Genomic DNA, 25,902 nt, shown 5'->3' with positions numbered 1-25,902 from the left:
TTTTCTTTCTGATATTGTTCAGTCTAGATCTACATTAGAACGTACGACTTTCCATGAAAGGACTTGTATCATCGTACTCACCCACTTGTTGTTTTCATTAAGGAAGAATGTCATGTTGTATTCATCTGCTCGATCAAGATACTCCTGATCGGACATCTTCTTGTTACATTCACCTTTCACCATCAAGGCATAGTCAATCACCGGAATAGAAACGATGAGTTTTCCTTCGATAGTGCGGATAATCAACATGGGGCGTGTATACAGACTCCAGTCTCTTGCTACCAGTCTACTTACTGTAAGTTCCGCTACGGCAGCTTTAACTGTTGATATAGCACGATTTCCAACTTCGGGCATTACGTCTACACCTGCTTTGGTAAGCACATCTACACCTGCATCAGCCGAATAAGTAGCCCAGGCACAGTACGTAATCGGTTCATCATCAATCAATGAGTTTTTATGCGACACCCAACCATTACAATCTTCAATGCTGAACACAAAGTCATCAGCGTTTATATCTTCTCCGGAAAGATGCTGAAGCACCACACGGAATACATTTGTATCTTTCGTCAATGACATGACATAAGTATATTCGCCCCCGTCATCATTCACAGGCAGACTGACATCAAGAACACCATGGAATAAGGGGTGTAAATCTTTTTTTGAACAAGCAATAGTTTTTTGCGTACCTGTCACCGCATCCGTCGCCACATCATATTGACGTTTCAACTTACAGTGCAAATCTTCCAAATGGCATCCATACGATGCGTCAGGCAAAGCGAAGGATTCTTCATTGTCAAGTCCGCACCATGCCACAAGGTGATAATCACCGGGAGCAAGGTCGAGAGGCATGACATAGTCTCCTGATGCAAGGACACTACCCTGTTCGGCGGACTGCCATACCAGCTCTCCATCGGAATTGAATGCGTAAAGTCTGACGGATTTCACTTCATGAGCAAAAGCGTCGGCAAACTTCAGATTCATGTCATAACGAAATTTCAGACGGTAACGTACGGAGCAGTCACCCTCATCATTATATATCATACCGTCACACGACATGAACAAAAAGGTACTCGCAACGACTGCCAATACTGTTATTCTCAAATGTTTGATATAAGACAGTGTGTTCATTATTTATCATTTCTTATTAATGATCATATATATAGTCTGTGGCAAAACCACAGTAGAAATTTCTGATTAAGTGGAAACCCGAAATCTTCTGCCAGGTTTCAAAGCGGCATCTCTCTTTGCGCCGATGCCGGAACGCATTCTTTATACTGAAAAAGATGGCGGGACGCTTCCCGACGGGAAATGTCCCGCCATCAGGATTACTTAATAATTGTTTTTATATTTTTATTTAGTATGAAAATCACCAACCCAAATCAATATTCTGTTTCACAACTCTCCATGAAAGGATATTGATTTGTGCGGCAAGATAAGTTTCATCGTCTTTCGGCTTCTGCGGAATGATTTCTTCATTAGGATTCAAAACTGGAGTTCCAAGACCAGCGACAGAGTTAATAGCAATATCATAAATGTGATTACGTACTACACCAAACTTACCTTTTGTCTCATCTGCATTTTCTTCGTGCTTAATATCGGTATAGTAATATGTTTGACCGGATGACCACACTCTTGCACCTACCGATTTGTCATTGGCAAGCATCTTGTTTACTTCAGTATGATCTGCATACGCACTTCCATCTGCCTTATAGAATGTTACATCTTTCGCCTTCTCTTCATTCAGTTGCAAATAGCTCAAATATCTTTTGCTATCTTCAAAGGTCATATCAGCTACACCTGCCTCTACTCCGGAAACAAATTTAACCATATCCTCTTTAATCGATACCAATTTCGCTTCTTCTCCTTCCCCTTCTTTTGTATAAATTTCATGATTTACAAAACCCAGCATTGCTTTCAACGCATTTTTTTCTGTATATTGAGTTCCACCAAATTCTGCCAAACTAAGAGGAGTAGCAATATTGTCACCATCTATCGTCACCAATACTGCTGCAACAATTGCTTGGGTACGATTGCTTAGACCATTTTCCGGATCAGCCGGATCATAAGATGCTCTCGTACCATCATTTTGATTAGCAGCATTTTCAAGACAGTATACATTTTCCCCATCATATGAAGTAGAGTTATTATTTACAACTCCCTGGGTACCAATTTTTTTAGATATTTTATTATAAGACAAGTAACTAAGTTTAGTATTTGCCGGATTCTGTGCCCAATAAGAACGGTAAAGAGACGGTCTGTTCCATGTCCAACCCAATTCCCAGTTAGAATCAACTTTTTTGAAGAGATATGTTTGGTCAATGGTACCCGTCACATCCCATCCATTAAAAATGGCATATACAACATCGTCGTTATCTCCAGTAGTCAAATACTCTCCACTGTCTTTTGCCTTTTTCAATGGAACAGCCGTACAAGTTTTATTGTTATATGTTACAGTTTTGGGGGAGATACCGTCACTCCATTCCGTGTACAATCTTGCTTTCGCATAAACACGTTCTACATAGATCTCTACCGGATCGGCAGTGGCAAGATCCGGGGCAGTTTTCAACTTGTCTGCTGAAACCGCAACTTCACAACAGAACTCTTTGGAACCAAATACGGAACTTGTCATCAGGAAAAAATTGTCTTTAGAATCTGTAGAAGTTGTATAACTTGTGGAACCTGACTCTGCAATGGTAGCACGAAGTGCAGTCAACGTTTTGTTATCATCGCCCCAGATAAATTCGTCGCCTACTCCACCATTAAGTACGGCAACCATAGACTTAAGCCCATCTACATTATCATCCTGATCTGTTTCAATAACAAGTACAGCTTTCACCGTTTCTTCAATATTAGACATATTGCCTTCACTACTCCCCAGATCGTCACTACCATCAAGGGAATAATCGTAATAACTCTTTCCGTCGCGTCTTACCGGACAAGCAGAGCCATCAGCTTTAAAGAAATAAAATCGTATTGATTTCACAGCATTTTCATTTGCCAATCCTTCTTCAAACTCACCAGTCGGATCTTGTTGACCGGGATTCACTGTAGCACGTGTTCTGATAGCAGCCGGATTTGCAATTTGAACAGACAAGAAACGACTTTGACCATCAAATGCCTGACCGCCGTTTTCGGGCACAATTTCATCGCTGGAACAAGCACTAAATGCCATTACTCCAAGCAAGCCCCAAAATAAATTTGATAACTTCATAAAATTTAATGTTAATGGATTAATAATTTATTTTTTTTGCTTTCTCTATTTTATTTATCTCAATAAGAATTATCTCCGCTTCCTCTACTCCCATCGCCTTCGCATCATTCAGGAACCTTCGAGCATCATCATACTTCCCTACTCCAAAAGCATATACCCCACGAGCGTATACCGCCTGTGACGAATCTCCCGCTTTGGAAAGATAACGCTCTGCGCTTTCAAAATCCTTACGCTGCATAGCAGAGTTTGCAGCATTCAAATTGGCAATCTCATCATCGGGATACATTCTCACGGCCGTTTCGAACACCTCATTAAACTCTGCGCTTCCCGGTTCGTATGTCCGCGCCACGAGATAGAACTCATTAAGACTAAGTTTTTGCGGTTGTGTCCGCATAATACGTTTGATTTCTTCTACATCACTGAAGCTGCGGATAATGTAATCTATGCGATAGTCAGTGTGGCGTAAAGCCGGATAACAGTTTTGTAACAAGAAACGGTATTCTTCCGGATAAGTCCGCTTGATTTTTGCTTCCTTAGCATCCGGTTCCATGTCACTGTCAATCATTGCCAATATTTCCGTACGATGTGCAAGGTTCGTTTTCTCAACATACCGGCGCAATCCTCCCCAATCTTCCGGTTCATAGGCGGTAGTTATTACACTATCCCTGAAATGGTACAGTTGATTGATGTAACTTTTCAATGCCGCTGTACGACCTATCGCCAAATCACGGTTATGGGAGTATGGACTTTCAGGTGAAGCGTAACCTTTAAGCCATACCGAAGTGATAGTTATATCTCTATCATTACGGACAGAGTCAATAGAAGCTTGAATTTTACCCAACTCGGAAGTATTCCGACGATACTCGGGATATATAACCGTCTTGTCGACCGGGAAATCGATAAAAGCCGAACCGGAAAGCGAACGACTTTTGACTGTTTCTGCCTGTGGGTATACATAGAGCAACTGTGGAGAAAGCGGTTCTATTTCGGCATATCCGCCCAACGGCTCGATACATTCCGCTAATAGTGTGCTACAACATCCGTAATCACTACGATACAGTTCCAGTGCAGAACCGTTCATCCATTTGTAATAAGGAATAATAGCATGATACGCCACATCTTCTGGTCTGGAATGTGCTTTGAATGTCATCTCTTTTTTGCCGGAGAGCATACTTTCACCATTACGCACATAATAATAATAACGACGACGCCCATAAACTCCTACCGAAGGAAGCTCCAACGTGTCCGTAGCGCACACAAAGCGAGGAGTGAGCAGCACTGCTCTATTGCTCTCCACATCAAGAGGAGACAGCCCCATATTCATATCGACTACTATATATTCACCGTTCCGTTCAATTTTAAGGTTATCTGTTGTCACTCCAATTGTTTGCTGGGCATTCAGCATACAGCCAGCTCCCAGCAATGCTGTTATAATAAAAATAGTTCGTTTCATAACTAAACGCTTTTAGAATAAATAAACTAAATTCACTGCCGCTTTAGTGAGACCAAAATAGTTATGCGGCTTGCTCTCCTCCACTTTCTTTCCACACCCGGCGCACCTGAAACGGTCATATCGGGTATAGGAATAACCGACACCTATTTCAGCCTCGATATTCCAATGACGCCCCAAGATCCAAGCATAACCATAAGCAACACCGCCGCCAACAAACCATCCTTGATAGCGGGTGTCCTTAAGAGTTGAAAAATCTGTGCCCAGTAATTTGAAATCAGTGTCAATACCACCTATATTATATTGTCCACCGTGGAGATGAGCTCCGACAAAATGACCTGCAAAGCGATCGCAAAACCAATAGCGTGCTTCAGGTTGTACCGCCCAGTGTTTCCACCGGCGATTATGCGATAAGGTCCATGCGTTGAAATCTCCGGAAATATCCAATGTCCACCGAGGTGCAAGTCCTACCTCGAAACCGGTATTTACATTCATGAAAACATCGGACAGGATATTGGTCTTTAGCGCCACTTTCTGCGCATTAATTGTATAAGCCACGCCATTCATGGCTACTATCAGAAAAAGAATCCTTAGTTTCATCATTTATGTGTGTTCCTATGCCAAATAATTGTTACTATTTCTCTTTAAGCATTACCCCAAACAAACAGCAATAAACAAATTAGCATTTACTGATATTCTAAAAATATATCTTGATCTTTATTTCCCCTGCAAATATGTTTATACCCCAATTCTATTTGCTTTATGGCTTAATCCAATACTTCTCTTATCAAGAAAAGTACCGACAACAATACTATCTGATACTGATACTTTTGGATTATATTAAAGTGCTGTTTCAATTAACATTTTACAAAAAATGCTAATATTTTTTGTTACAGAATAAAAAAAGTTGTTGGATATAATGCTGTATGGCCGTTTTTTTATAATTTTGCATCAAATTAATACTTTTCTTGATAAGAAAAGTACCGGCTCAATAATATACACTCATTTCTTTTTTTATCATTATAAAGAATTGATAATAAGATTATTAGCATTATCCACAGCTGAAGTATCCAATGATGCAAGATAAATTTTTGTAGTATTCTCCGAGTCGTGTCCCATAGCCTCGCTAATAACAGAAATAGAAATATTTTTGCTTCGGGCTATACTGGCCCAAGCATGGCGGGCAACGTATGTTGTCAGTGTCACATTCAAATTCAACAGTTCTCCAATCATTTTTAATTTCCTGTTTATCAAATGTGCCGCATTTATATATTGCCGCCTTTCATTTTTACCTATATCTTTTATTATCGGTAACAGATAAGGCGTATCTACCGTATTATACTTGTTAACGATTTCTTGCATAGGCTTTTCCCATTTGATAAAAAGCTGCTGATTCGTCTTGTGACGCCGATATGACAAGATGCCATTCTGAATATCTTTCTTTTTAAGGAATGCTATATCTATAAACGACATTCCACGAGTATAAAACGAAAACATAAAGATATCCCGAGCATACTCCATTGAAGATGAAAATCCCAGTTCCAAATCTCTTATCTGGCGAATAACTGTCATTGACACAGCACGCTTCATTGTCTTGTCAATCCCAGTATACACATGTTTGAACGGACTACGCTGTACCGTCAACCCCTTGTCAACAGCACGGTTATATATCGCACGCAAATTTCTCATATAATACGAAGAACTGTTGGGGCATACTCCAGTTGATTTTAAAAATGTTTCATACTCAACCATAAAAGCAGAATCCACTCCTTCAATAAGAATATCACCACGGCTTCCCATGAAACGTTCGAAACTATTTAAGGTTGCCCTATAGGTTTCAGCGGTACGTTCTTTACCTATTTGCTCCAACTGCACAATAAGATTCCGCCCAAATGACAGGAAACCGTCAACAAGAGGTACTTTATAGGCCTTCACTACATCGTCTGACGTAAAAGTATCCGCCGACCGCTCAAACCGTCGAATAATTTCTTTAAGCCGGGATTGATCTTCTAAAATGCATTTTCTTAATGTAACAAGATGACGTGCACGAACTTCGTTATCAGTGAAGGTAATAACCGAAGAAAACCGGTTATCCCATTCCGACGGGAAAATCTTGTAACACGTGCTTATCCGCTTCACGACTCTATTATGAGTCACTTGATAAAATAAAGTCCCCTCTTTTTTACAAACTGAAGAAGGACGAAATTTCACTTTTACTGTTGCCATATAAGTTATATTTTGAATTATAAATTAGTGATATAACAAATATATGGATCAAAAAAAGAGACTGAATAACATTTTATTGTTAAACAGCCTCTTTTATTTCTTTGGGGAAACTTTAAATTTCTTACCACTTATAATTAATACCGAAACTAAGCAATTCTTTCAACTGGAAGAAGCTGTCTCCTTCAGTCGGTTTCGAACTGTCGTCAAAACGGGTATGTATATAGAGCTTAGTAGAAAGATAACGGTTCAACACAAAATTGAATGTATTCTCCCACTCTATACGTGCCCAATGGTAGTTGGTCAGACAATTGAGACGGGATTCTAAAGTCACTGCAGAGATGATGGTCCAGTTGAATGTCGATTGCAGCTGGGAACCGAAGTCATTTTTAGAACATTTGCCTTTGTCCAAACCGAATTTTGTTTCATCCACTTCCGAGCTACCAATATAACGTAAATTATAAGTTAACGGTGCCATAAACACGGAAAGATTAAATTTCTTCTTAGTCAGTTTGTAGTCCATACCGACACTGACCGCCAAATCTGCCGGAGACATGAAAGCCGAAACCAATTCTTCACTATTAGCTTTATAACCATTAAAGAACTGCGTCTTGAACTCGGAAGAAATGGTATAATACCAGTTCTTGAAAGCTCTCAGACCTAATTTATTATACAAGCGAAATTGGTCGGTATTAAAAAGATATTTATGGTATTCATCTGACGGAGTGGAAGTCATACCGACTTTAGCTTCCAACTGGTTTTCAAACAGTACTTTTTCATTGTCATTATAGTTGGCAAAAACCTGAAAAGTCGCTAATCCGGAAAAGTTGCTTTCCCCTCCCTTATACCAGTTGTCCGACAGGTGGTTCTGACTGATCTGCAACGACCCGTTACCTCCCGTAACCCACCAGTTAGGTCGACTAATCTTCATATTGGCCTTTCCTACATTATCATCCATATTTTCCGGTTGAAACAGATGAACAACAGTTGCTTTCGGAGATATTTTCGGCTTCACATCGTGACGGAACACATCACGGCTCATGATGCGATCTTCTGTAGTTACAACCAAATCCGGATGTGCCAGATACAGATCCATCAACGCACTGTTCACTATTTTACCGGCACGCTGGGTTTTGGTAAATGCCAAGGTATCGTATGGCAGAAGTTCTGTTGTCAGTTGAGGAGTAGCATCCAATTGTATGGGTTTCCATTCCAATTTCGAATATTGCGCCATCGGGGCATAATAATACGCCACAGGTGTAAATAAGCGGAAATAATCGGGATCAGACGGAATATAACGTGGCGGAACGGACAAGTCGTTCAAATAATCTAATTGTGCAACATACTTATTATATAAATAAGAAACGGTATCCAGTTTCGGAGTCGGACCAGACAGATTAAGTTTTAGCATCAAATATTTCTGAAGTTCTGCAGAAAGGGTATCTGCCCTCACGACTCTGGCTTTTGCCACCACTGTTGAAGATTTAACCGTTTTGGCAGGTTTGATCGCTGCAGGAGCAGGCTGCAGAGAGTCAGTCGGAAGTGAAGCGGATTCGACAGGCTCCTGTGCAAAAAGCGATAACGATAAGATTGACAGGATAAACGCTGAACATAAAGTAGTAATTCTCATCATATTTGTCTATGGTTTAGGCTGCAAAGCTACATTATTTTGTTTAGAAATCATAGGATTCTTTCAAAATTGCATTTTTTAATAAAATTGTAGAGACGAAAGTCTGCAATCTTCCTCTTTTTTTTATAATTTTGCGCTTTTTAAGTTCGTAAGAATACTACTAAGTAACAATTATTAAAACAGTTATAGCTGTGGGAGAAACAAAGTATATTTTCGTCACCGGTGGTGTTGCCTCTTCTTTAGGAAAAGGGATCATCTCATCATCCATCGGTAAGTTGCTGCAAGCAAGAGGTTATAATGTAACCATCCAGAAGTTTGACCCGTATATTAACATCGACCCGGGAACATTAAATCCTTATGAGCACGGGGAGTGCTATGTAACCGTAGACGGACACGAAGCCGACCTCGATCTGGGACACTATGAGAGATTCCTGGGAATACAAACGACAAAGGCGAACAACATTACTACGGGACGTATCTACAAGAGCGTCATTGACAAGGAACGCCGTGGAGACTATCTGGGTAAAACCATCCAAGTGATTCCTCACATCACAGACGAGATCAAACGGAATGTTAAACTGCTTGGTAATAAATACAAGTTTGATTTTGTGATTACTGAAATCGGTGGTACGGTAGGTGACATCGAATCACTCCCCTACCTCGAAAGTATCCGTCAGTTGAAATGGGAACTCGGTAAGAACGCTCTTTGCGTACACTTGACTTATGTTCCTTATCTTGCTGCTGCCGGAGAATTGAAAACAAAACCGACGCAACATTCTGTAAAGGAACTCCAAAGTGTGGGTATTCAGCCGGATGTACTGGTTCTGCGTGCCGAGCATCCGCTAAGTGACGGATTGCGTAAGAAAGTGGCACAATTCTGTAATGTAGACGATAAGGCTGTTGTGCAGTCTATCGACGCGGAAACAATCTACGAAGTACCTATCCTGATGCAGGCACAAGGACTGGACAGCACTATCCTCGAAAAGATGGGACTGCCGGTAGGAGAAACTCCGGGACTCGGCCCATGGCGTAAGTTCCTGGAACGCCGTCACGCCGCAGAGACAAAAGATCCGATCAATATTGCACTGGTTGGAAAATATGACTTGCAAGATGCTTATAAGTCTATCCGTGAGGCTTTATCACAGGCAGGAACGTACAATGACCGCAAAGTGGAAGTTCATTTCGTAAACAGCGAGAAGTTGACAGACGAAAATGTATGTGAAGCTCTGAAAGGTATGGCGGGTGTAATGATTGGTCCGGGATTCGGTCAACGGGGTATCGACGGCAAGTTTGTCGCTATCAAATATACACGTACACATGACATCCCGACTTTTGGTATTTGTCTGGGTATGCAATGTATTGCTATCGAGTTTGCCCGCAACGTACTGGGATACGCTGATGCCAACTCACGTGAAATGGATGAAAAAACTCCGCATAACGTGATTGATATCATGGAAGAACAGAAGGCAATCACCAACATGGGTGGTACCATGCGTCTGGGTGCTTACGAATGTGTTTTGCAGAAAGGTTCTAAAGCATATCAGGCTTACGGACAGGAACATATTCAAGAACGTCACCGTCATCGCTATGAGTTCAACAATGATTATAAAGACCGATATGAAGCTGCCGGCATGAAATGTGTAGGTATCAACCCGGAATCGGATCTGGTAGAAATTGTTGAAATCCCGGCTTTGAAATGGTTTGTCGGCACACAGTTCCATCCGGAATATGGTAGTACGGTACTGAACCCTCATCCGTTGTTCGTCGCCTTTGTGAAAGCTGCCATCGAAAACGAAAAAGCAACGGTGAACGGCTAACGATATGTGGTAAACAACCGGTAGTTTGTAATTTATATAATTTGTAATTAAAATAAGAATGGATAAAAACACCATCACAGGTCTCGTTCTGATAGGTATATTATTGGTAGGATTCAGTTTTTTGAGCCGTCCAAGCGAGGAACAGATAGCTGCACAAAAGAAATACTACGATTCTATTGCCGTGGTACAGCAGCAGGAGGAAGCGTTGAAGGCTAAAACGAAAGCTGCACTGGCTAACAGCCAAAAAGAGGTGGCAACGGCTGCCGATTCTTCTGCTTTGTTTTTCAATGCCTTGCATGGAACTGACTCTAAAATCAGCATCCGGAATAATGTAGCGGAAATCACTTTCACAACCAAAGGCGGACGCGTCTATTCAGCCATGCTGAAAGATTATATGGCACAGGACAAAAAGACGCCGGTCATGTTGTTCGACGGTGACGATGCTTCGATGAACTTCAACTTCTACAACAAAGCAGGAGCCATCCAGACCAAAGATTATTTCTTTGAAGCGGTGAACAAGACGGACAGTAGTGTTACAATGCGTCTGGCTGCGGATAGCGCAAGCTATATCGATTTCATCTATACGCTGAAACCGGATAGCTACCTGATGAACTTTGAAATCAAAGCGACAGGCATGGAAGACAAGTTGGCAAGCACTAAGTATGTGGACATCGACTGGTCACAACGTGCCCGCCAACTGGAAAAAGGATTCACTTATGAGAATCGTCTGTCGGAACTGACTTATAAAGTAACAGGTGACAATGTAGACAACTTGTCTGCTGCCAAAGATGACAGTCAGGATTTGCCGGGACGCATTGATTGGGTAGCTTTCAAGAATCAGTTCTTCTCGTCTGTATTTATCGCTGAACAGGATTTCGACAAGGTTTCCGTTAAGTCAAAAATGGAACAACAGGGAAGCGGATATATCAAAGATTATTCTGCTGAAATGAATACTTTCTTTGATCCGTCAGGTAAGGAACCGACAGAGATGTATTTCTACTTCGGTCCGAACCACTTCAAGACGTTGAAAGCGTTGGATAAAGGCCGTGACGAGAAATGGGAGCTTCACCGACTCGTTTACTTGGGTTGGCCGTTGATTCGCTGGATTAACCAGTTTATCACGATCAACGTATTCGACTGGTTGTCCGGTTGGGGATTGAGCATGGGTATCGTTCTGTTGATTCTGACTATTATGGTAAAAGTGCTGGTTTATCCGGCTACCTGGAAAACATATATGTCTTCTGCCAAGATGCGTGTATTGAAACCGAAAATTGACGAAATCAACAAGAAATACCCGAAGCAGGAAGATGCAATGAAGAAACAGCAGGAGGTGATGGGCCTTTACAGCCAGTACGGGGTAAGCCCGATGGGCGGCTGTCTGCCGATGTTATTGCAGTTCCCTATCCTGATGGCTTTGTTTATGTTCGTGCCGAGTGCTATCGAGCTGCGTCAACAGAGCTTCTTGTGGGCGGACGACCTTTCTACTTATGATGCGTTCATCACGTTCCCGTTCCATATTCCGTTCCTGGGTAACCATCTTAGCTTGTTCTGCTTGCTGATGACGGTGACCAATATCCTGAACACAAAGTACACAATGTCTATGCAGGATACCGGAGCGCAGCCACAAATGGCAGCTATGAAATGGATGATGTATCTGATGCCGATTATGTTCTTGTTCGTCTTGAACGACTATCCGTCAGGTTTGAACTATTACTACTTCGTGTCAACGCTGATTAGTGTGGGGACTATGATTCTGCTTCGTAGAACGACCGACGAGGTCAAATTATTGTCTATTCTTGAAGCGAAAAAGAAAGACCCGAAACAAATGAAAAAGACCGGATTTGCTGCCCGCCTGGAGGCGATGCAAAAGCAACAAGAGCAATTGCAGCAGCAAAGACAGAATAAAAAATAAGGAGTAATTCCCGAAATCTATTCTAAGAAAGCCGGACACCCAATTTTGGTTGCCCGGCTTTCTTTCTCTAAAAAATAAAATAGGATGAAAACTAAATATTCGTATAAACAAATCTGGACGATTGCCTACCCTATCCTAATCAGCCTGATTATGGAGCAGATGATCGGTATGACGGACACGGCCTTTCTGGGACGTGTAGGTGAAATTGAGCTGGGTGCTTCTGCTATTGCAGGTGTATATTATCTTGCCATCTTTATGATGGCATTCGGTTTCAGCATCGGTGCACAGATATTAATAGCCCGTCGCAACGGAGAAGGAAACTACAAGGAAATCGGCCCGATTTTCTATCAGGGCGTTTATTTCCTGCTTGTAATGGCTGTGATCTTATTTACGCTCTCCATTGTATTCTCACCCCATATCCTCAAAAATATAATTTCGTCTCCTCATATTTATGATGCAGCCGAAAGTTATATTCAGTGGCGTGTGTATGGGTTCTTCTTCTCCTTTGTCATGGTGATGTTCCGCGCTTTCTTTGTAGGCACGACGCAAACCAAAACATTGACGTTGAACTCGATTGTGATGGTACTTTCAAACGTGGTGTTCAACTATATCCTGATCTTCGGTAAATTCGGTTTCCCGCAACTGGGTATTGCCGGTGCTGCCATCGGTTCTTCACTGGCCGAAATGGTATCGGTGATTTTCTTCATTATCTATACGTGGAAACGGATTGACTGCAAGAAGTATGCATTGAATATACTGCCCAAATTCCAAGGGAAAACATTGAAACGAATACTGAACGTCTCCGTATGGACCATGATTCAGAACTTTGTTTCCTTATCTACCTGGTTTATGTTCTTTCTGTTCGTGGAACATTTGGGAGAACGTTCTCTGGCAATCGCCAACATTATCCGTAACGTGTCGGGTATCCCGTTCATGATTGCGATGGCATTTGCAGCTACTTGTGGCTCACTGGTAAGTAACCTGATCGGTGCAGGCGAACAGGATTGTGTACGGGGAACTATCAGGCAGCACATTCGGATCGGATATCTATTTGTATTGCCGATTCTGGTATTCTTCTGCCTGTTTCCGGATCTGATTCTGCGTATCTATACGGATATGCCGGATTTAAGGGCTGCATCCGTATCTTCACTATGGGTATTGTGTTCCGCTTACCTGGTGTTGGTGCCTGCCAATGTTTATTTCCAGTCGGTATCAGGTACGGGAAATACTCGAACAGCACTGGCTATGGAACTTTGTGTATTGGTTATTTATGTGGCATATTCTGCATATTTTATCCTGCACCTACGAATGGATATCGCATTTGCCTGGACGACGGAATGTGTGTACGGTACTTTTATACTGATATTCTGCTACTGGTACATGAAGAAAGGAAACTGGCAAAAAAAGAGGATTTAAAAAATTTATTCCTTATGAACCATTATGAACTTGATTTTAATAGGACAACCTCCTACCTTTGCAACAAACATAAAAAAACTAATCATTATGAAATTGCATTTATTAGTGGGAAGCTGCATTTTAGTACTGTTATGTGCTTGTTCAGCAGGGGAAGAGGAACAACCCAAACAACCCGAAACGCCGTCTGTAAAACGGATACCCATCACATTGAACTGTATGGCAAGTAATACAAATGTCAACGCCATAGAAGGTGTTCATACTCGTGTTACCGACTGGGGCTATGAAAATCAGGACAAAATCGGACTATATGTGGTAAACTACAACGGCACAACGCCGGGAACCTTGCAAAACAGCGGCAATCATGTAGACAATATGCGTTTCACGTACGACGGGACATGGACCCCTGACAAGGAAATCTATTGGAAAGATGAAAGTACCAAAGCAGATTTCTACTGTTATTTCCCGTATAGTACACTTTCCGACATTTCTGCACATTCTTTCTCTGTAAAAGAAGATCAGTCTACCGAACAGGCTTATACGGCAAGTGAATTTCTGTACGGTAAAACTGCGGGAGTGTCACCCACGGAAGAAGCTGTTAGCATTACAACCAAGCACATTTTCAGCTGTGCGGTTATCAATGTCAAGGCAGGTAACGGATTCACGGATGAAATTCTAGCACAATCAACAATAGGTGTAAAGATGAACGGAATAAAGACCGAAGCAATCATCAACCTCACCAACGGTATAGCTACGGCAACGGGAACAGCCAAAACAATCCTTCCGCTCGAAAACGGAAATAACCGTTCTTATAAGGCACTGATTGTACCTCAAACGGCTTCGGGCAATAATTTCATCACCGTCAATATTGATGGCAGAGATTTCAATCTTAACAAGGAATTTACTTTCGTCGGAGGGAAAAGACATACTTTCTCTGTGACGGTAAGTAAGACTAGCAATGGCATTAATGTCGGCATTGGGGCTTGGGAAGATGACGATATAGACAATGGTGGTGTAGCCGAATAAAACAGACATACGTATGAGAAGAGAATGGCATAAATATATAGTATTCAGTGCTGTATCGGCATTGATGCTTATGTCGTGCAACGACAATGAAATAACGGAAGGCGTTTCACGGGGACAGGATTCGAATGTCATATCCTTGTCGGGAGAAATAGACCAAGTAGCAGTGACTCGTGTCAATGATAATGGTTTCTGCGATGGTGACATTATGGGTGTTTACATTGTAGACTACAATGGTAACACACCGGGAACGCTGGCAACTAAAGGTAACCGGGGTACAAATGTGCCACACACTTTTGACGAAGCAGCTTATAAGTGGAACTCTGCTTATGATATTTACTGGAAGGATGATCGGACACACGTTGATATCTATGGGTATTACCCATATGGTACACCGACGGATGTAAACGAATATGCATTTGAAGTACAAAAAGATCAAACGAAAAATAATGGGGATGAAATGGGAAGTTACGAAGCAAGTGACTTCCTTTGGGGAAAGGCAGCGGACGTAGCACCTACGGAAAAAGTGATTCGACTGCCATTGCGGCACAAGATGAGTAATGCCCGCATTACCTTGAAAGAGGGCGAGGGATTCGCTGAAGGCGCCTGGACGGAACTGGAGAAACAAGTGCTGGTTCTGAACACCAAGCGTAGTTCAGTGATTAACCTCGCCACGGGTAATGTGACGGCTACGGGCGAAGTTGCCAAGACAGGAACTATCCCATTCTGTAAAGACAATGAATTCCGTGCTATTGTGGTTCCGCAGACTGTGGAAGCAGGAAAAGTGCTTTTCAGTATTACGGTAGACGGCACCCCTTACACATTCAAAAAGGAAGAGAAGTTCACGTACATGGCGGGAAAAATGCACAACTTCACTATTCAGGTGAATAAGAAGGAAGCAAGCGGACAATATGAGTTCAAACTCATTGATGAGTCTATCACTGCCTGGGAAAATGATATGGCTTCACATGAGGCTACCGCCAAAGAGTATATCGTGATTGATGTGGAAAAGGCGGGGACGCTGAAAGAGTGTATCACGGCTGCAAATAAGGATTATACGAAGTTGCAGAATTTGAAGATTACAGGAGAAATTAATTCAGCAGACTTCAACTTTATGAGAGATTCGATGGAAATGCTACAATCACTCAATCTAAAAGAAGTAATCATTAAAGCTTTGGACAAACAAGAAAGCTATGGCATAGTAGAATGCGAAGATAATCAAATTCCAGCAGATGCATTCTATACCCATGCCACAAACAGCGGAAAACAATCTTTGCTTCGTTTGGTATTACCAGACAAATTAAAATCTATCGGTAGACGAGCATTTTACGGATGCCGCTATTTAGGTGGTTCTTTAATCATACCGGAAGGAGTCACCGAAATACAACAGGGAGCATTCAAAGGGTGTAAATCATTAACAGGAACTCTGTCCTTACCTTCTACATTAAAATATATAGGAAACAGTGGAAGCAAACCCAACCATGAAACATGTAATGAAGATGTTGATTATTATAACGGATCTTTCCAAGAATGTGGTTTTGTATGTGAACTCATTATTCCGGAGGGTGTAGAATTAATCAGAGGCTATGCTTTTGAGAACTGTAAGGGATTATATGGTAATTTAAAACTTCCTTCAAAATTAAAAAGATTAGGAGATCGTACTTTCTTCCAATGTAAAAATCTAACAGGTTCTCTATCTATTCCACAAGGAATAGTAGATATTCCTAAAGAATCTTTTAGCGGTTGTAGCTTTGACGGTACGCTAAATTTGCATGATGGAATAGCAACAATTGGAGAATACGCTTTTAGCAATTGCCATTTCAAAGGAGAACTTAATCTACCTAGAAATTTAACTGTCATCAATGACAATGTGTTCAATGGTTGTGATTTCTCCGGTGAACTTAAACTCCCACAAGAATTAACAACCATCGGTGAGAATGCCTTCAAAAACAACTGGCGTCTTATGGGTGTCCTCGAAATACCGGAAAATGTACAAAGTATCGGCGCAGGAGCATTTGCCAACTGCCGCAGTATCGAAGGAGTGGTTTTTCCCGAAGGATTGGAAAACATCCGTTGGGAATCTGTATGGGGCGATGAAGGTGGTGCCTTCTCCAACTGTTTCGGCATTGGCTCCATCGTCTGCAAAGGAACCATCCCACCCTACGTACAAACAGGAGCTTTCAACGGCGTAGCTAAAGACAACTTCACGCTCGAAGTTCCCGAATCCGCCATCACCGACTACCAAACCGCAGTAGGCTGGAGCGACTTCAAACGTATCTCTGCCCACCGCGAACTGGTCTGCCGTCCTTCTATCGCCAATGCCATTAACACCCGATGCACACGCCGACTGGTCTTGAATGCCGAAGGAGACTGGGAAGTGGAAAGCATGCCTGACTGGTGTAGCCTGTCGCAAAACAGCGGCTCAAAGAAAACGGAACTAACCTTGACCATCAACGAAATGGCCAAAGGCACTACCCAAGGACGTACAGGTGAAATCGTATTCAAGCTGAAAGACAAGGATTATACTACTAAATGTTCCGTCTCTCAATATGACTATGAATATGGCGAAGACGAAATCATTACTATACAAAAAGCTACTAAAGGAAACAATGGAGGCATTAACCTCGTATTCCTAGGTGACGGATACAATGCGAAAGACATCTCCGAAGGTGAATACATGAAAGCCATGAGGGAGCAAGTAGACAATTTCTTCGGCATCGAGCCTTACAAAACCTATCGTGATTATTTCAACATATATACCGCCATTGCCGTTTCTCCCGAAACAGGAATCGGTACTATCAATACCATCCGTTACGCCAAGTTTGAGACAACCTATACAGGTGGTGTAGGACTGAAATGCGATTATAACGCTGTATTCAATTATGCACTGCGTATCCCCACAGTGACAAAAGCAAATCTAAACCAAAGTCTGATTATTATCACACCTAACTCTACCGATTATGGTGGCATCTGCCAAATGTGGGACGACGGTTCTGCCATCGCCTTCTGTCCAAGAAGTACCTACGGCTATCCACTCGACACACGCGGAGTGATTCAGCATGAAGCCGGTGGACACGGATTCGGTAAGCTGGGTGATGAATATATATACCACAATGAGTTTATTGATTTCTGTACATGTACTTGCTGCGCACACACATTCGAATTTAACTGTGCTAAGGCATTGGGCTGGTATGACAACCTCTCACTAACAGGCAAAATGCACGAAGTACCTTGGAGTCACCTGATATTTGACGAACGTTACAGCGATCGGGTAGACATCTACGAAGGCGGATTCATGCACAATCGTGGTGTATTCCGTTCGGAGCTAAACAGTTGTATGAACAATGATATTCCGTATTACAGTGCCATCAGCCGTGAATCTATTGTGAAACGTATCAAGCGATATGCCGGTGAAGAGTATTCATTCGAGGAGTTTGTAAAGCACGACAAAGGAACCGTAGATATCAAGACACGTGCCATGGATGTTCCTTATGCTGGAAGCCGCGTACATACATTCCAATATCCTCCTAAGATTCATAAAGGCAGCCCGCTGAAATAATTAAAGTATGTGTAATACTAAAACAGAAAAAGGAATTAAAAAGGAAAAAACATGAAATCAACGATTCATACCATCTACGCTGCTTGCATCTACCTACTGTCATGTATGACTATGGCAAGCTGCGGACAGGAAGAAACGGCAAGCATGGAAACGAAACAGAACAACGTAATGCAGTTCCGGATTGCGCATCCTTCACAACAACAAGCCGCTCCTGTTAGCCGCGCCACAGAAACAAGTTTCGAGACAAACGACCGCATCGGTCTGTTTGTCTGCGAAGAAAATGAGCCCCTACAAGTAGGAGGTAACTACGTTAACAATGCTTCTCTGACCTACAATGGAACGGAATGGACTCCCACCCGTCCTATCTACTGGAACGATGGCAGTTATGATGTGTACGCCTACTATCCCTACCACTCTCCCATTCTATCGACAGACGAAATGGAATTCCGCGTGGCAGCTGACCAAAGCACAGCAGGCACAGCTGACGCAGTGGGAGGATATGAAGCCAGCGACTTCCTGTGGGCATCGGCAAAGAAACAGACTGCCGGCAATGATGCCGTGGCACTGAAATTCAAGCATTGCATGAGCAAACTTACCGTACGGCTTATCAAAGGCGAAGACTACGAAGGCGACGAACTTCCGCAGGATGCCGAAGTGTTTATCCACAACACTGTACCCAATGCTACCATCGACCTTGCTGCAGGGATAGCCACCAAAACACTCTACGGTACGGAAGCCACACTAAAAGCAAAGGCAGCAGGAAACAACAGATACACCGCTATTGTCGTTCCACAACGAATCACCAACCGTCGTCCACTGGTGGAGGTAGTGATGAGAGGAGTGTCATACCTGATGGAAAGCACATTCGTCTTCAAGCCGGGAATGCACCATATTATTTCACTGACCATCACGAAAAACCCTGAACAAGTGAAAATTGAGATTGGCGGTGAAATTGAGAATTGGGAAACAACCGAGGAATAATAATTCTGGTTTCACCACAGATTACACGGGTTTCCACAGATTACAATATTTTTCTATAGGTTTGATATCACACATTCACCCACATGGGTTCCCTTCTTTTCGGAAGGAAAAGAGTTGAAGTTACTATTGGCTTTGCCCTCCAATCATGTAGAATATAGATAATCTGTGGAAATCCGTGTAATCTGTGGTGAATTTTCTTGCAATATGTTTATATTTGCAACGGGGGTTCTTAAAAGTTAACTATCAATGAACGACAAACTGAAGTATATCGTCTCTTCTACTATTCTTTCAAGCCTGTTTGCGCTGTTATATACCGGATGCAAACCGGGCAATTTAGAAATCAATGCACTGCCCTTTCAGGAAAATGAAGGAGACCACTGGGGACTTATCTCTACCAGTGGAAAGATTGAAATCCCTTCCGGAAGCTTCAGTCGCCAACCGTCGGCAGTAGTCAATGGAATGTTCAGTCTCCCGGACGAAAAAGGATATTACCAACTCTATGAATTGCAACATCCGGAACAGCCCACCAGTGCAAGGCGATTTGCACAAGTCGGGCATTTCTTTGAGGACGTCACACTGGCACAGGAATTTCCTGACTCTCCAATCCTTATTATCGACCGGAAAGGACAAAGTATCAATAACATCGGGATAAGCCTGCACTACGACATCGTCTTAGCACACAACTTTGCCGAAGGCAGAGCCTTGTTCTGTACCCGAAAAGGGAAATACGGCTACATGGACACCCGAGGAAACATCCTCATCCCTCCTATATACGACCAAGCATATGACTTCCACGAAGGCTTGGCACTGACCGGTAACACAAACGACAAAGGAGAAACCTGTTACCAGCTTATCGACTTATCAGGTAACGTACGTATACAAATTCAAGACACACCTGCTCTCCTTGACCCACAACCCTCATGCGGACTGATGAAATATAATAACTGCCAAAGCGGACAATGTTGTTATCTAAGCACTACGGGAAAAGAAGGACTCTTCCTGCCGGACAGTATCCGTGAAGCCTTCCGCTTCCGCCATAACGCTGCTATTATCCACACCGACCACGGCGCAGGACTTATCGACCGCCAAGGAAAATTACTGATTGCCCCCACATACGAAGAAGGATTCATCGCCGGCAATGACCGTGTGTGCCTGCGCATCGGCAACGAATGGCGGCTCACCGACTTCGAAGGAAACATATTAGGAGAAACAGGCAAAAGTTACGAACGAATATCCACTTTCTATCCTTCGGGACTTGCCATCGCCAGTTCCGGAACTCAATGCCAATGGATAGACCGACAAGGAAAGTCCACCGATAGCCGGACCTACCACTGCATCGCAGAAGACCTTTCCGCATTGCAACTTGCTCCGCAAGTCTTCGTCCGAAAAAACACTAAGACAGAAAACGAAAAAAGGATTTCAAAGAATATACCTGAAAAGACGGAAAAAGTTTCCTCTTCAACATCAGAAGAAAAAGCTAAAAGTACCCTGCCATCCGCAGGAAACTCCCACACCACCTGCATCGTTAACAATGATGAATGGAAAAACATCGGAAAACAAAACCCGTTCTATGCCGAAGCAAGTAAAATATTGTCCGGCAAACTAACCGAAACGGATGCAGAGAACAGACAAGTGATACTCAACTATGTGGAACACCTGCGCACATCGTATACCACCAAAGACATCGACTTCCTGACGCAACTATTCAGCGAAGAAGCACTGATTATTGTCGGCAAAGTCATCCGCAGTACTCCCCAAACAGACGGGAAATACCTGCCACAACACCAAGTGGAATATAACATCAAGAGTAAACGCACCTATCTGGAACGCCTCAAAATACTGTTCAGGCAAAATAAAGAAATCAACCTGCAATTCAGTGACTTCAAAATAATGCGGCATCCCACACAAGAGGGATTATACGGAGTGACATTACGCCAAAAATACAGTTCTGATCTTTATTCGGACGACGGTTATCTGTTCCTACTGTGGGATTTCAGAGATGAAGCCACCCCGTTGATTCATGTACGCACGTGGCAACCCCGCATGCTGGACGACCGGACACTACTGCCGGAAGAAGAGATATTCAATATACGTAATTTCAATTTGCAATGAACGTTTCTATATCAACTCCCAACGTGGAAACTAACTTGTTGAACGCGAAAAGATTCGTGTTGACAACTGCCATACTTCTTGTCTTTTCCGCTTTGCACGCACAACGTTTTTCCGTGCAAAGTTTCCGGCAACTGCCCAATGACATCAGTGCCTACATCCAGCCTGTGAAAGACCTGAACGACGAAGCCTGTGCACTCATCAAGATAGTGGGTAGCCGTGATTTCGTATTCTCTACCCCCTTGGGAGTGGTGAAAAGGAAAAACGATGTTGGAGAAACATGGATATACGTCCCACGCGGTACTACACAAATCACCATCAAACACCCGCAATGGGGCGTACTTCGCGATTATCGCTTCCCTTCTCCCTTAGAATCACGCCTGACCTACGAGCTGGTATTGAACGCTCCCGTCACCATGCCCCGGAAAAGAATTCCCCCGATCGAGAATACTGCCGTCAGTTATCTGCGTACATACGAAATGCCTTTGCAACAACTTCCCACACCTGAATGGCAACGTCCCCGACGACCGAAAGAGAAAGCTGCATGGCTGATTATACCAAGCATCGGATTTCATCGTCAGGAGGTAGCAGGTGGTATACGCCTTGCCTGGATGCGGCGACACGGAATATACCTACATGTATTGAGTGATTTCCGCACCACCCCCGACACCAACGGACAAGAATGTGACAAGAACGGGTTACTACCAGGTAGCGATCTACCGCCCTACTACACCGGAAAGACTGAAAAGTCATACTACGCTTTCACCGCAGGAGGGATACATCGTATCATCGGTAACTTCTGCCTTTACGAAGGCATCGGCTACGGAACACGCACGGTTGTCTGGCAAACGGACGAAGGGACTTACCTGCGCAACAGCGATTATTCATCCCAAGGACTCGCCGCTGAAGCGGGTGCCATGCTGCGATTACGAAAGCTTGCTTTTTCCGTCGGTGCCATCACCACAGACGGAAAATACTGGATGGTAAACCTCGGGCTGGGTATTCGTTTATGACCGCCTTCTTTATTAAGAATGTAGAATTGCACAAAAGACATACAGATTGACATATGTACACAAGAATCATTTGTTTCCTGACTCTCTTCGCTTGTTGCCTGCTCCCGACAGGATGCAGTGACGAGAACCGCCCTAATAATCCGACGCCGGAAATCATCCTGCACGAAGCACAGGACATCACCCGTACGAGTGCCCGTCTCACTGGTACAGTGAATGTCCCGCCCCATAGCCATACCGACCGTTACCGTTTCCGCTACGGGACTTCACCGGATATGGTGAAAAGTGAAGAATACCTCCAGCCAAATGGTCTTGTCACTACCGAACTACAAAACCTGACACCGGGAACCACCTACTATTACTGTCTGGAAGCAGGAAACGAAATGTATATGCGGCAAAGTCCCACCTATCATTTCACCACCTTTCCCAACGAACGGCCCCGAATAGACCCCATCACTTTTCTGGGACAAGGCCCTATCAGTATCATCCTGTTATGTGCTGTCACGGACGATGGCGGTGACCCTGTGACAGCCTGCGGCTTCCGTTATACCTCTGCCGATGGACAAGAGCTGGAAGCAAGCGCATTCCTGACAAACGACAATCAATGGCGACTTCATATCAACCACTTGGAAAAGTACACTGAATATACCGTAAAGGCTTTTGCCGAAAACAGAAACGGAAGAACTTACAGCGAACCATACCGCTTTTGCACCAGTGATGCAGTAACCCTCATTGATGCAGGCACGCTGCCCGAAATTATCGGAGAAGACGGAAAAGACGACTATACACAACTGAGTATCACAGGTCCGCTGAACGGAACGGATATCCGGTTCATCCGGGAAATGTGCGGAAAAGACGTACGTGGCAACCGGACACAGGGGCAGTTGCAGAAGTTGGATTTGACGGACGCACTCATCGTTGCAGGCGGATTGTCTTACGATGAATCGCGATATACAACAGAGTATACAATCGGCAACGGAATGTTCGGCGAACTGGATATACCGACGGAAATCAAACTTCCGGAAAACACGTTGGTGATTGAACAGAATGCCTTCCGCAACTGCACGTCACTGACGGCACTTTCCATTCCTGGAAGTACAAAAGAACTGACTCCTTCCAGCGGATGCTGCCATCTCGAACACCTGTCCGTGACTACGGGAAATTCCGAATATAGCAGCATAGACGGAGTGGTATACAGCAAAAACGGTGAAGCACTTGTATGGTTTCCCGAAGGAATGGAGAAAGAGGAGCTTCGTCTCTCTCCCACTCTGAAGAGTATCGGAGAATACGCATTACAAAAATGCAAAATCCGTTCTATCGTATTGCCCGGTTCAGTCATAAGTATCGGAAAGTTGGCTTTCTATGCTTCCGAAATAGAATCGATCGTACTACCGGACGGATTACGGAGTATGCCGCTCGGAATATTCCAGCAATGCCAGAATCTCACGAGTGTCACACTAGGTAGTGACTGTGAAACGCTCTCGGATTATTGTTTCGACGGATGCCCGCTCCAGCATCTATACGTAAATGCAGTCATTCCTCCTGTCTGCCAATCGAACACGTTCAGCGGAGCAAGAAATATTTTTGCCGACTGTATCCTACATGTCCCTGCGGAGAGCTTGCCTATATATAGAAACCACTCTACATGGAAACTGTTTCAACACATTAAAATTATCGAAGCTACAAGTATATGATTGTCACATCTTGATGTCACAGCTGTGCCACCGCATTGGCACAACAGTGACATCATTGTGGCACGGTTGTGCCAATGCGGTGGCACAGTTATTTATTACACATAAATGTATGAGGGGATCTTAATGTTGTCGCACCAGCGACTTAATCTGCTTTAACTGGCGTTCCGCCTCTTGTTGCAACCCTTCCCACCGGCACTTATAAGCTGCAGACTCTCGCAACTCGGGCAATGGATATTCAGCATCCAGCGCAGCTTTCAATTGCTGCATCAATTGCAGGCTATCTGCTTTCCAATTACGTTCGTCCGCTAATGAATCGACAGCATGTATCATTCGCATCCGTTCAGATGCAAGCAGGCGAAAACAATTCTCGCTACAGACCTGATTTCCGTAGACTGGATAAAAAGAGGAAGAAGAAGAGAAAGACGGCAACAAGTCACCTGCAACAGCATAAACACCCACACAGACTGCTCCTGCCAACACTGCAGCAGCCATCCCCACATAAAACCTTTTCCTGCGAGGCGCAGTGACGGCGTTTGCCACCTCCACAACAGACGCATAACGCTTCTCCCGCTTCCTACGGGTACACTTGCGCGAAACTGCTGCCAGCTGTTTGTCTTTCAATACTGTAGCCATCTCACCGATAATTACCCCAAGCGAATAAATATCAGCACGCAAATCCAACGACACATCCGGTTGCAACATCTCGGGGGCAAGATAATAACGTGTGCCGGCAGGAAGCTTCAGCACATCGTAATCATCACAATCGGAAAGGCTGAAATCAATCAGTTTCACATTGTTACCGTTGTGCGTAATCAGAATATTGTCCGGCTTCAAATCACGGTGGACAATCTGCTTGCTATGGATATACTGCAAAGCACTACATAGTTCGTTGATAATCTTGACCGCCACCGGACGAGTCAGCTTGCCATGCTGCATAAACTCTTTCAAAGTGACTCCGTCGACATATTCCAACAGGATACAGCACCCTATAGACGGTACACTCTCCCATCCCAATGTACGGCAAATATGAGGATGTTCCAATTGATAGCCGATATTGAATTCTTTTTTAAGAGCCTGCTCGTAGAAAACCGTTCCTTCATACATCGGCTGCAAAGCTTTCAACACATGCAATTTACCATGCCGATGGCAACGAAACAAGCGGTTCCACCCCGAACGGGAAGTATATATTTCCTGAATATCAGTAAAAGCCACGTCAACAGGAGGCGTTGTTTCCCCTATAAAACCGGAAGTAAAAGTGTCGTCATTCATTGCCAATACAGTTCAATAAAGTAAGACCTCCGTTACGTCCCGCAATAAATGGAGAAGTACGAACTCCGTTACGTAAAATGTATGGCAAAAACAAAGGCTGTCCTTTCAAAAAAGCGGAAGTCTCAAAACAATCTCCTTTTTGCAATTTAGACTGCCGCGCCTCACACACTTCAAACAAAGCCTTACCTCTATAAAGCAGACGCAGATAGCGATTGGGCGACCAGCCAATTTCGACTTCCGCCCCGGGAGCAAGCTCACTTGCCATCACCTGACAAGCAGAGAAAAATGAAGAATTGTATGCACTACTACTCTTCAGGTAGCTACAGAAAGAACTGAAAAAATCAAAACCGATAAAACGGGATAATAAATCAAGCGTCTGCATACGTGGCATATGCATATCATTTACATATCCCCACAAACGCTTCAATGTAGAAGTCGAAATCCTCCCTAATGAGTGCTTCTGCAAATAAAAAGAAAACTCCTCAAAATCGGTAGTCGTCCGCAAAGCCCTTCCATATTTCTTTTCGACCAGCAATAAAAGTTCCGCTATCTCCGGTTTATATACATTCATGATTCAATACTGGATATTTTATAATGAACA

At 43.4% G+C, this 25,902-nt stretch carries 16 protein-coding genes and 1 pseudogene; 9 read left to right on the top strand and 8 right to left on the bottom strand.

Annotated features, from left to right (window positions below; translation table 11 throughout):
- Positions 1-18: 18 nt before the first annotated feature.
- The 6 genes from AAHJ11_RS13055 to AAHJ11_RS13030 all read right to left on the bottom strand — a co-directional run bounded on the left by AAHJ11_RS13055 (position 19) and on the right by AAHJ11_RS13030 (position 8,517).
- Positions 19-1,128: a FimB/Mfa2 family fimbrial subunit gene (locus tag AAHJ11_RS13055; protein ID WP_258980952.1), complete on the bottom strand. Its 1,110-nt coding sequence runs from the start codon at positions 1,126-1,128 to the stop codon at positions 19-21.
- Positions 1,129-1,366: 238 nt separating this feature from the next.
- The gene (locus AAHJ11_RS13050; protein ID WP_320974799.1) at positions 1,367-3,211 is read right to left on the bottom strand and encodes an Mfa1 family fimbria major subunit; all 1,845 of its coding nucleotides are present in this window, start codon (positions 3,209-3,211) and stop codon (positions 1,367-1,369) included.
- 19 nt (positions 3,212-3,230) lie between these two features.
- On the bottom strand, positions 3,231-4,664 hold the full coding sequence (locus AAHJ11_RS13045) for a tetratricopeptide repeat protein (protein ID WP_413579607.1): 1,434 nt from the start codon (positions 4,662-4,664) through the stop codon (positions 3,231-3,233).
- Positions 4,665-4,676: 12 nt separating this feature from the next.
- Positions 4,677-5,261, bottom strand: coding sequence for a DUF3575 domain-containing protein (locus AAHJ11_RS13040; protein ID WP_148367568.1), 585 nt, complete (start codon positions 5,259-5,261; stop codon positions 4,677-4,679).
- A gap of 420 nt (positions 5,262-5,681) precedes the next feature.
- Positions 5,682-6,887: a tyrosine-type recombinase/integrase gene (locus AAHJ11_RS13035; RefSeq protein ID WP_217722126.1), complete on the bottom strand. Its 1,206-nt coding sequence runs from the start codon at positions 6,885-6,887 to the stop codon at positions 5,682-5,684.
- Positions 6,888-7,008: 121 nt separating this feature from the next.
- A complete protein-coding gene (locus tag AAHJ11_RS13030; protein WP_148367457.1) occupies positions 7,009-8,517 on the bottom strand; it encodes a DUF3078 domain-containing protein in 1,509 nt (502 codons plus the stop codon).
- 188 nt (positions 8,518-8,705) lie between these two features.
- Between AAHJ11_RS13030 and AAHJ11_RS13025 the strand changes: the two genes are divergently transcribed.
- From AAHJ11_RS13025 to AAHJ11_RS12985, 9 genes and pseudogenes are all read left to right on the top strand, one after another.
- Entirely contained in the window at positions 8,706-10,331 is a 1,626-nt protein-coding gene (locus AAHJ11_RS13025; RefSeq protein WP_148367459.1) for a CTP synthase, read from the top strand.
- A 58-nt stretch (positions 10,332-10,389) separates the two neighbouring features.
- Positions 10,390-12,243 carry a membrane protein insertase YidC gene (yidC, locus tag AAHJ11_RS13020; RefSeq protein ID WP_413579606.1) on the top strand — a complete coding sequence of 618 codons (1,854 nt, stop codon included), beginning with the start codon at positions 10,390-10,392 and terminating at the stop codon, positions 12,241-12,243.
- 84 nt (positions 12,244-12,327) lie between these two features.
- Positions 12,328-13,659, top strand: a complete 1,332-nt coding sequence (bexA, locus tag AAHJ11_RS13015) for an MATE family efflux transporter (protein WP_217722129.1) — start codon at positions 12,328-12,330, stop codon at positions 13,657-13,659.
- A gap of 87 nt (positions 13,660-13,746) precedes the next feature.
- Entirely contained in the window at positions 13,747-14,682 is a 936-nt protein-coding gene (locus AAHJ11_RS13010) for a fimbrillin family protein (RefSeq protein WP_320983017.1), read from the top strand.
- A gap of 13 nt (positions 14,683-14,695) precedes the next feature.
- Positions 14,696-18,238: a fimbrillin family protein gene (locus tag AAHJ11_RS13005; protein ID WP_320983018.1), complete on the top strand. Its 3,543-nt coding sequence runs from the start codon at positions 14,696-14,698 to the stop codon at positions 18,236-18,238.
- Positions 18,239-18,289: 51 nt separating this feature from the next.
- A complete protein-coding gene (locus AAHJ11_RS13000; RefSeq protein ID WP_320978376.1) occupies positions 18,290-19,219 on the top strand; it encodes a fimbrillin family protein in 930 nt (309 codons plus the stop codon).
- A gap of 246 nt (positions 19,220-19,465) precedes the next feature.
- Positions 19,466-20,017: pseudogene (locus AAHJ11_RS12995) on the top strand (WG repeat-containing protein); the annotation flags it as partial.
- Positions 20,018-21,327: 1,310 nt separating this feature from the next.
- On the top strand, positions 21,328-22,341 hold the full coding sequence (locus AAHJ11_RS12990; RefSeq protein WP_320983019.1) for a hypothetical protein: 1,014 nt from the start codon (positions 21,328-21,330) through the stop codon (positions 22,339-22,341).
- A 53-nt stretch (positions 22,342-22,394) separates the two neighbouring features.
- Positions 22,395-24,032 (top strand): leucine-rich repeat protein, encoded by a 1,638-nt coding sequence (locus AAHJ11_RS12985; protein ID WP_320983020.1) that lies wholly within the window; start codon positions 22,395-22,397, stop codon positions 24,030-24,032.
- Positions 24,033-24,152: 120 nt separating this feature from the next.
- On the opposite strand, the gene AAHJ11_RS12980 is transcribed toward AAHJ11_RS12985, so the two are convergent.
- The gene (locus AAHJ11_RS12980) at positions 24,153-25,301 is read right to left on the bottom strand and encodes a serine/threonine protein kinase (RefSeq protein ID WP_413579604.1); all 1,149 of its coding nucleotides are present in this window, start codon (positions 25,299-25,301) and stop codon (positions 24,153-24,155) included.
- The gene (locus tag AAHJ11_RS12975; protein WP_217722143.1) at positions 25,294-25,872 is read right to left on the bottom strand and encodes a hypothetical protein; all 579 of its coding nucleotides are present in this window, start codon (positions 25,870-25,872) and stop codon (positions 25,294-25,296) included. Before AAHJ11_RS12975 ends, AAHJ11_RS12980 begins: the two co-directional genes overlap by 8 nt.
- Positions 25,873-25,902 lie beyond the last annotated feature (30 nt).

Origin of the sequence: Bacteroides sp. 90-K9/2 (genome assembly GCF_047310725.1) — a bacterium.
Lineage (GTDB): Bacteria > Bacteroidota > Bacteroidia > Bacteroidales > Bacteroidaceae > Bacteroides > Bacteroides vicugnae.
This window is presented reverse-complemented; position numbering and strand designations above follow the sequence as displayed.

Bases quoted from the DNA above. Each gene is read 5' to 3' on its own strand.
- AAHJ11_RS13055 (WP_258980952.1), bottom strand. From the start codon at position 1,128: ATGAACACACTGTCTTATATCAAACATTTGAGAATAACAGTATTGGCA.
- AAHJ11_RS13050 (WP_320974799.1), bottom strand. From the start codon at position 3,211: ATGAAGTTATCAAATTTATTTTGGGGCTTGCTTGGAGTAATGGCATTT.
- AAHJ11_RS13045 (WP_413579607.1), bottom strand. From the start codon at position 4,664: ATGAAACGAACTATTTTTATTATAACAGCATTGCTGGGAGCTGGCTGT.
- AAHJ11_RS13040 (WP_148367568.1), bottom strand. From the start codon at position 5,261: ATGAAACTAAGGATTCTTTTTCTGATAGTAGCCATGAATGGCGTGGCT.
- AAHJ11_RS13035 (WP_217722126.1), bottom strand. From the start codon at position 6,887: ATGGCAACAGTAAAAGTGAAATTTCGTCCTTCTTCAGTTTGTAAAAAA.
- AAHJ11_RS13030 (WP_148367457.1), bottom strand. From the start codon at position 8,517: ATGATGAGAATTACTACTTTATGTTCAGCGTTTATCCTGTCAATCTTA.
- yidC (WP_413579606.1), top strand. From the start codon at position 10,390: ATGGATAAAAACACCATCACAGGTCTCGTTCTGATAGGTATATTATTG.
- bexA (WP_217722129.1), top strand. From the start codon at position 12,328: ATGAAAACTAAATATTCGTATAAACAAATCTGGACGATTGCCTACCCT.
- AAHJ11_RS13010 (WP_320983017.1), top strand. From the start codon at position 13,747: ATGAAATTGCATTTATTAGTGGGAAGCTGCATTTTAGTACTGTTATGT.
- AAHJ11_RS13005 (WP_320983018.1), top strand. From the start codon at position 14,696: ATGAGAAGAGAATGGCATAAATATATAGTATTCAGTGCTGTATCGGCA.
- AAHJ11_RS13000 (WP_320978376.1), top strand. From the start codon at position 18,290: ATGAAATCAACGATTCATACCATCTACGCTGCTTGCATCTACCTACTG.
- AAHJ11_RS12990 (WP_320983019.1), top strand. From the start codon at position 21,328: ATGAACGTTTCTATATCAACTCCCAACGTGGAAACTAACTTGTTGAAC.
- AAHJ11_RS12985 (WP_320983020.1), top strand. From the start codon at position 22,395: ATGTACACAAGAATCATTTGTTTCCTGACTCTCTTCGCTTGTTGCCTG.
- AAHJ11_RS12980 (WP_413579604.1), bottom strand. From the start codon at position 25,301: ATGAATGACGACACTTTTACTTCCGGTTTTATAGGGGAAACAACGCCT.
- AAHJ11_RS12975 (WP_217722143.1), bottom strand. From the start codon at position 25,872: ATGAATGTATATAAACCGGAGATAGCGGAACTTTTATTGCTGGTCGAA.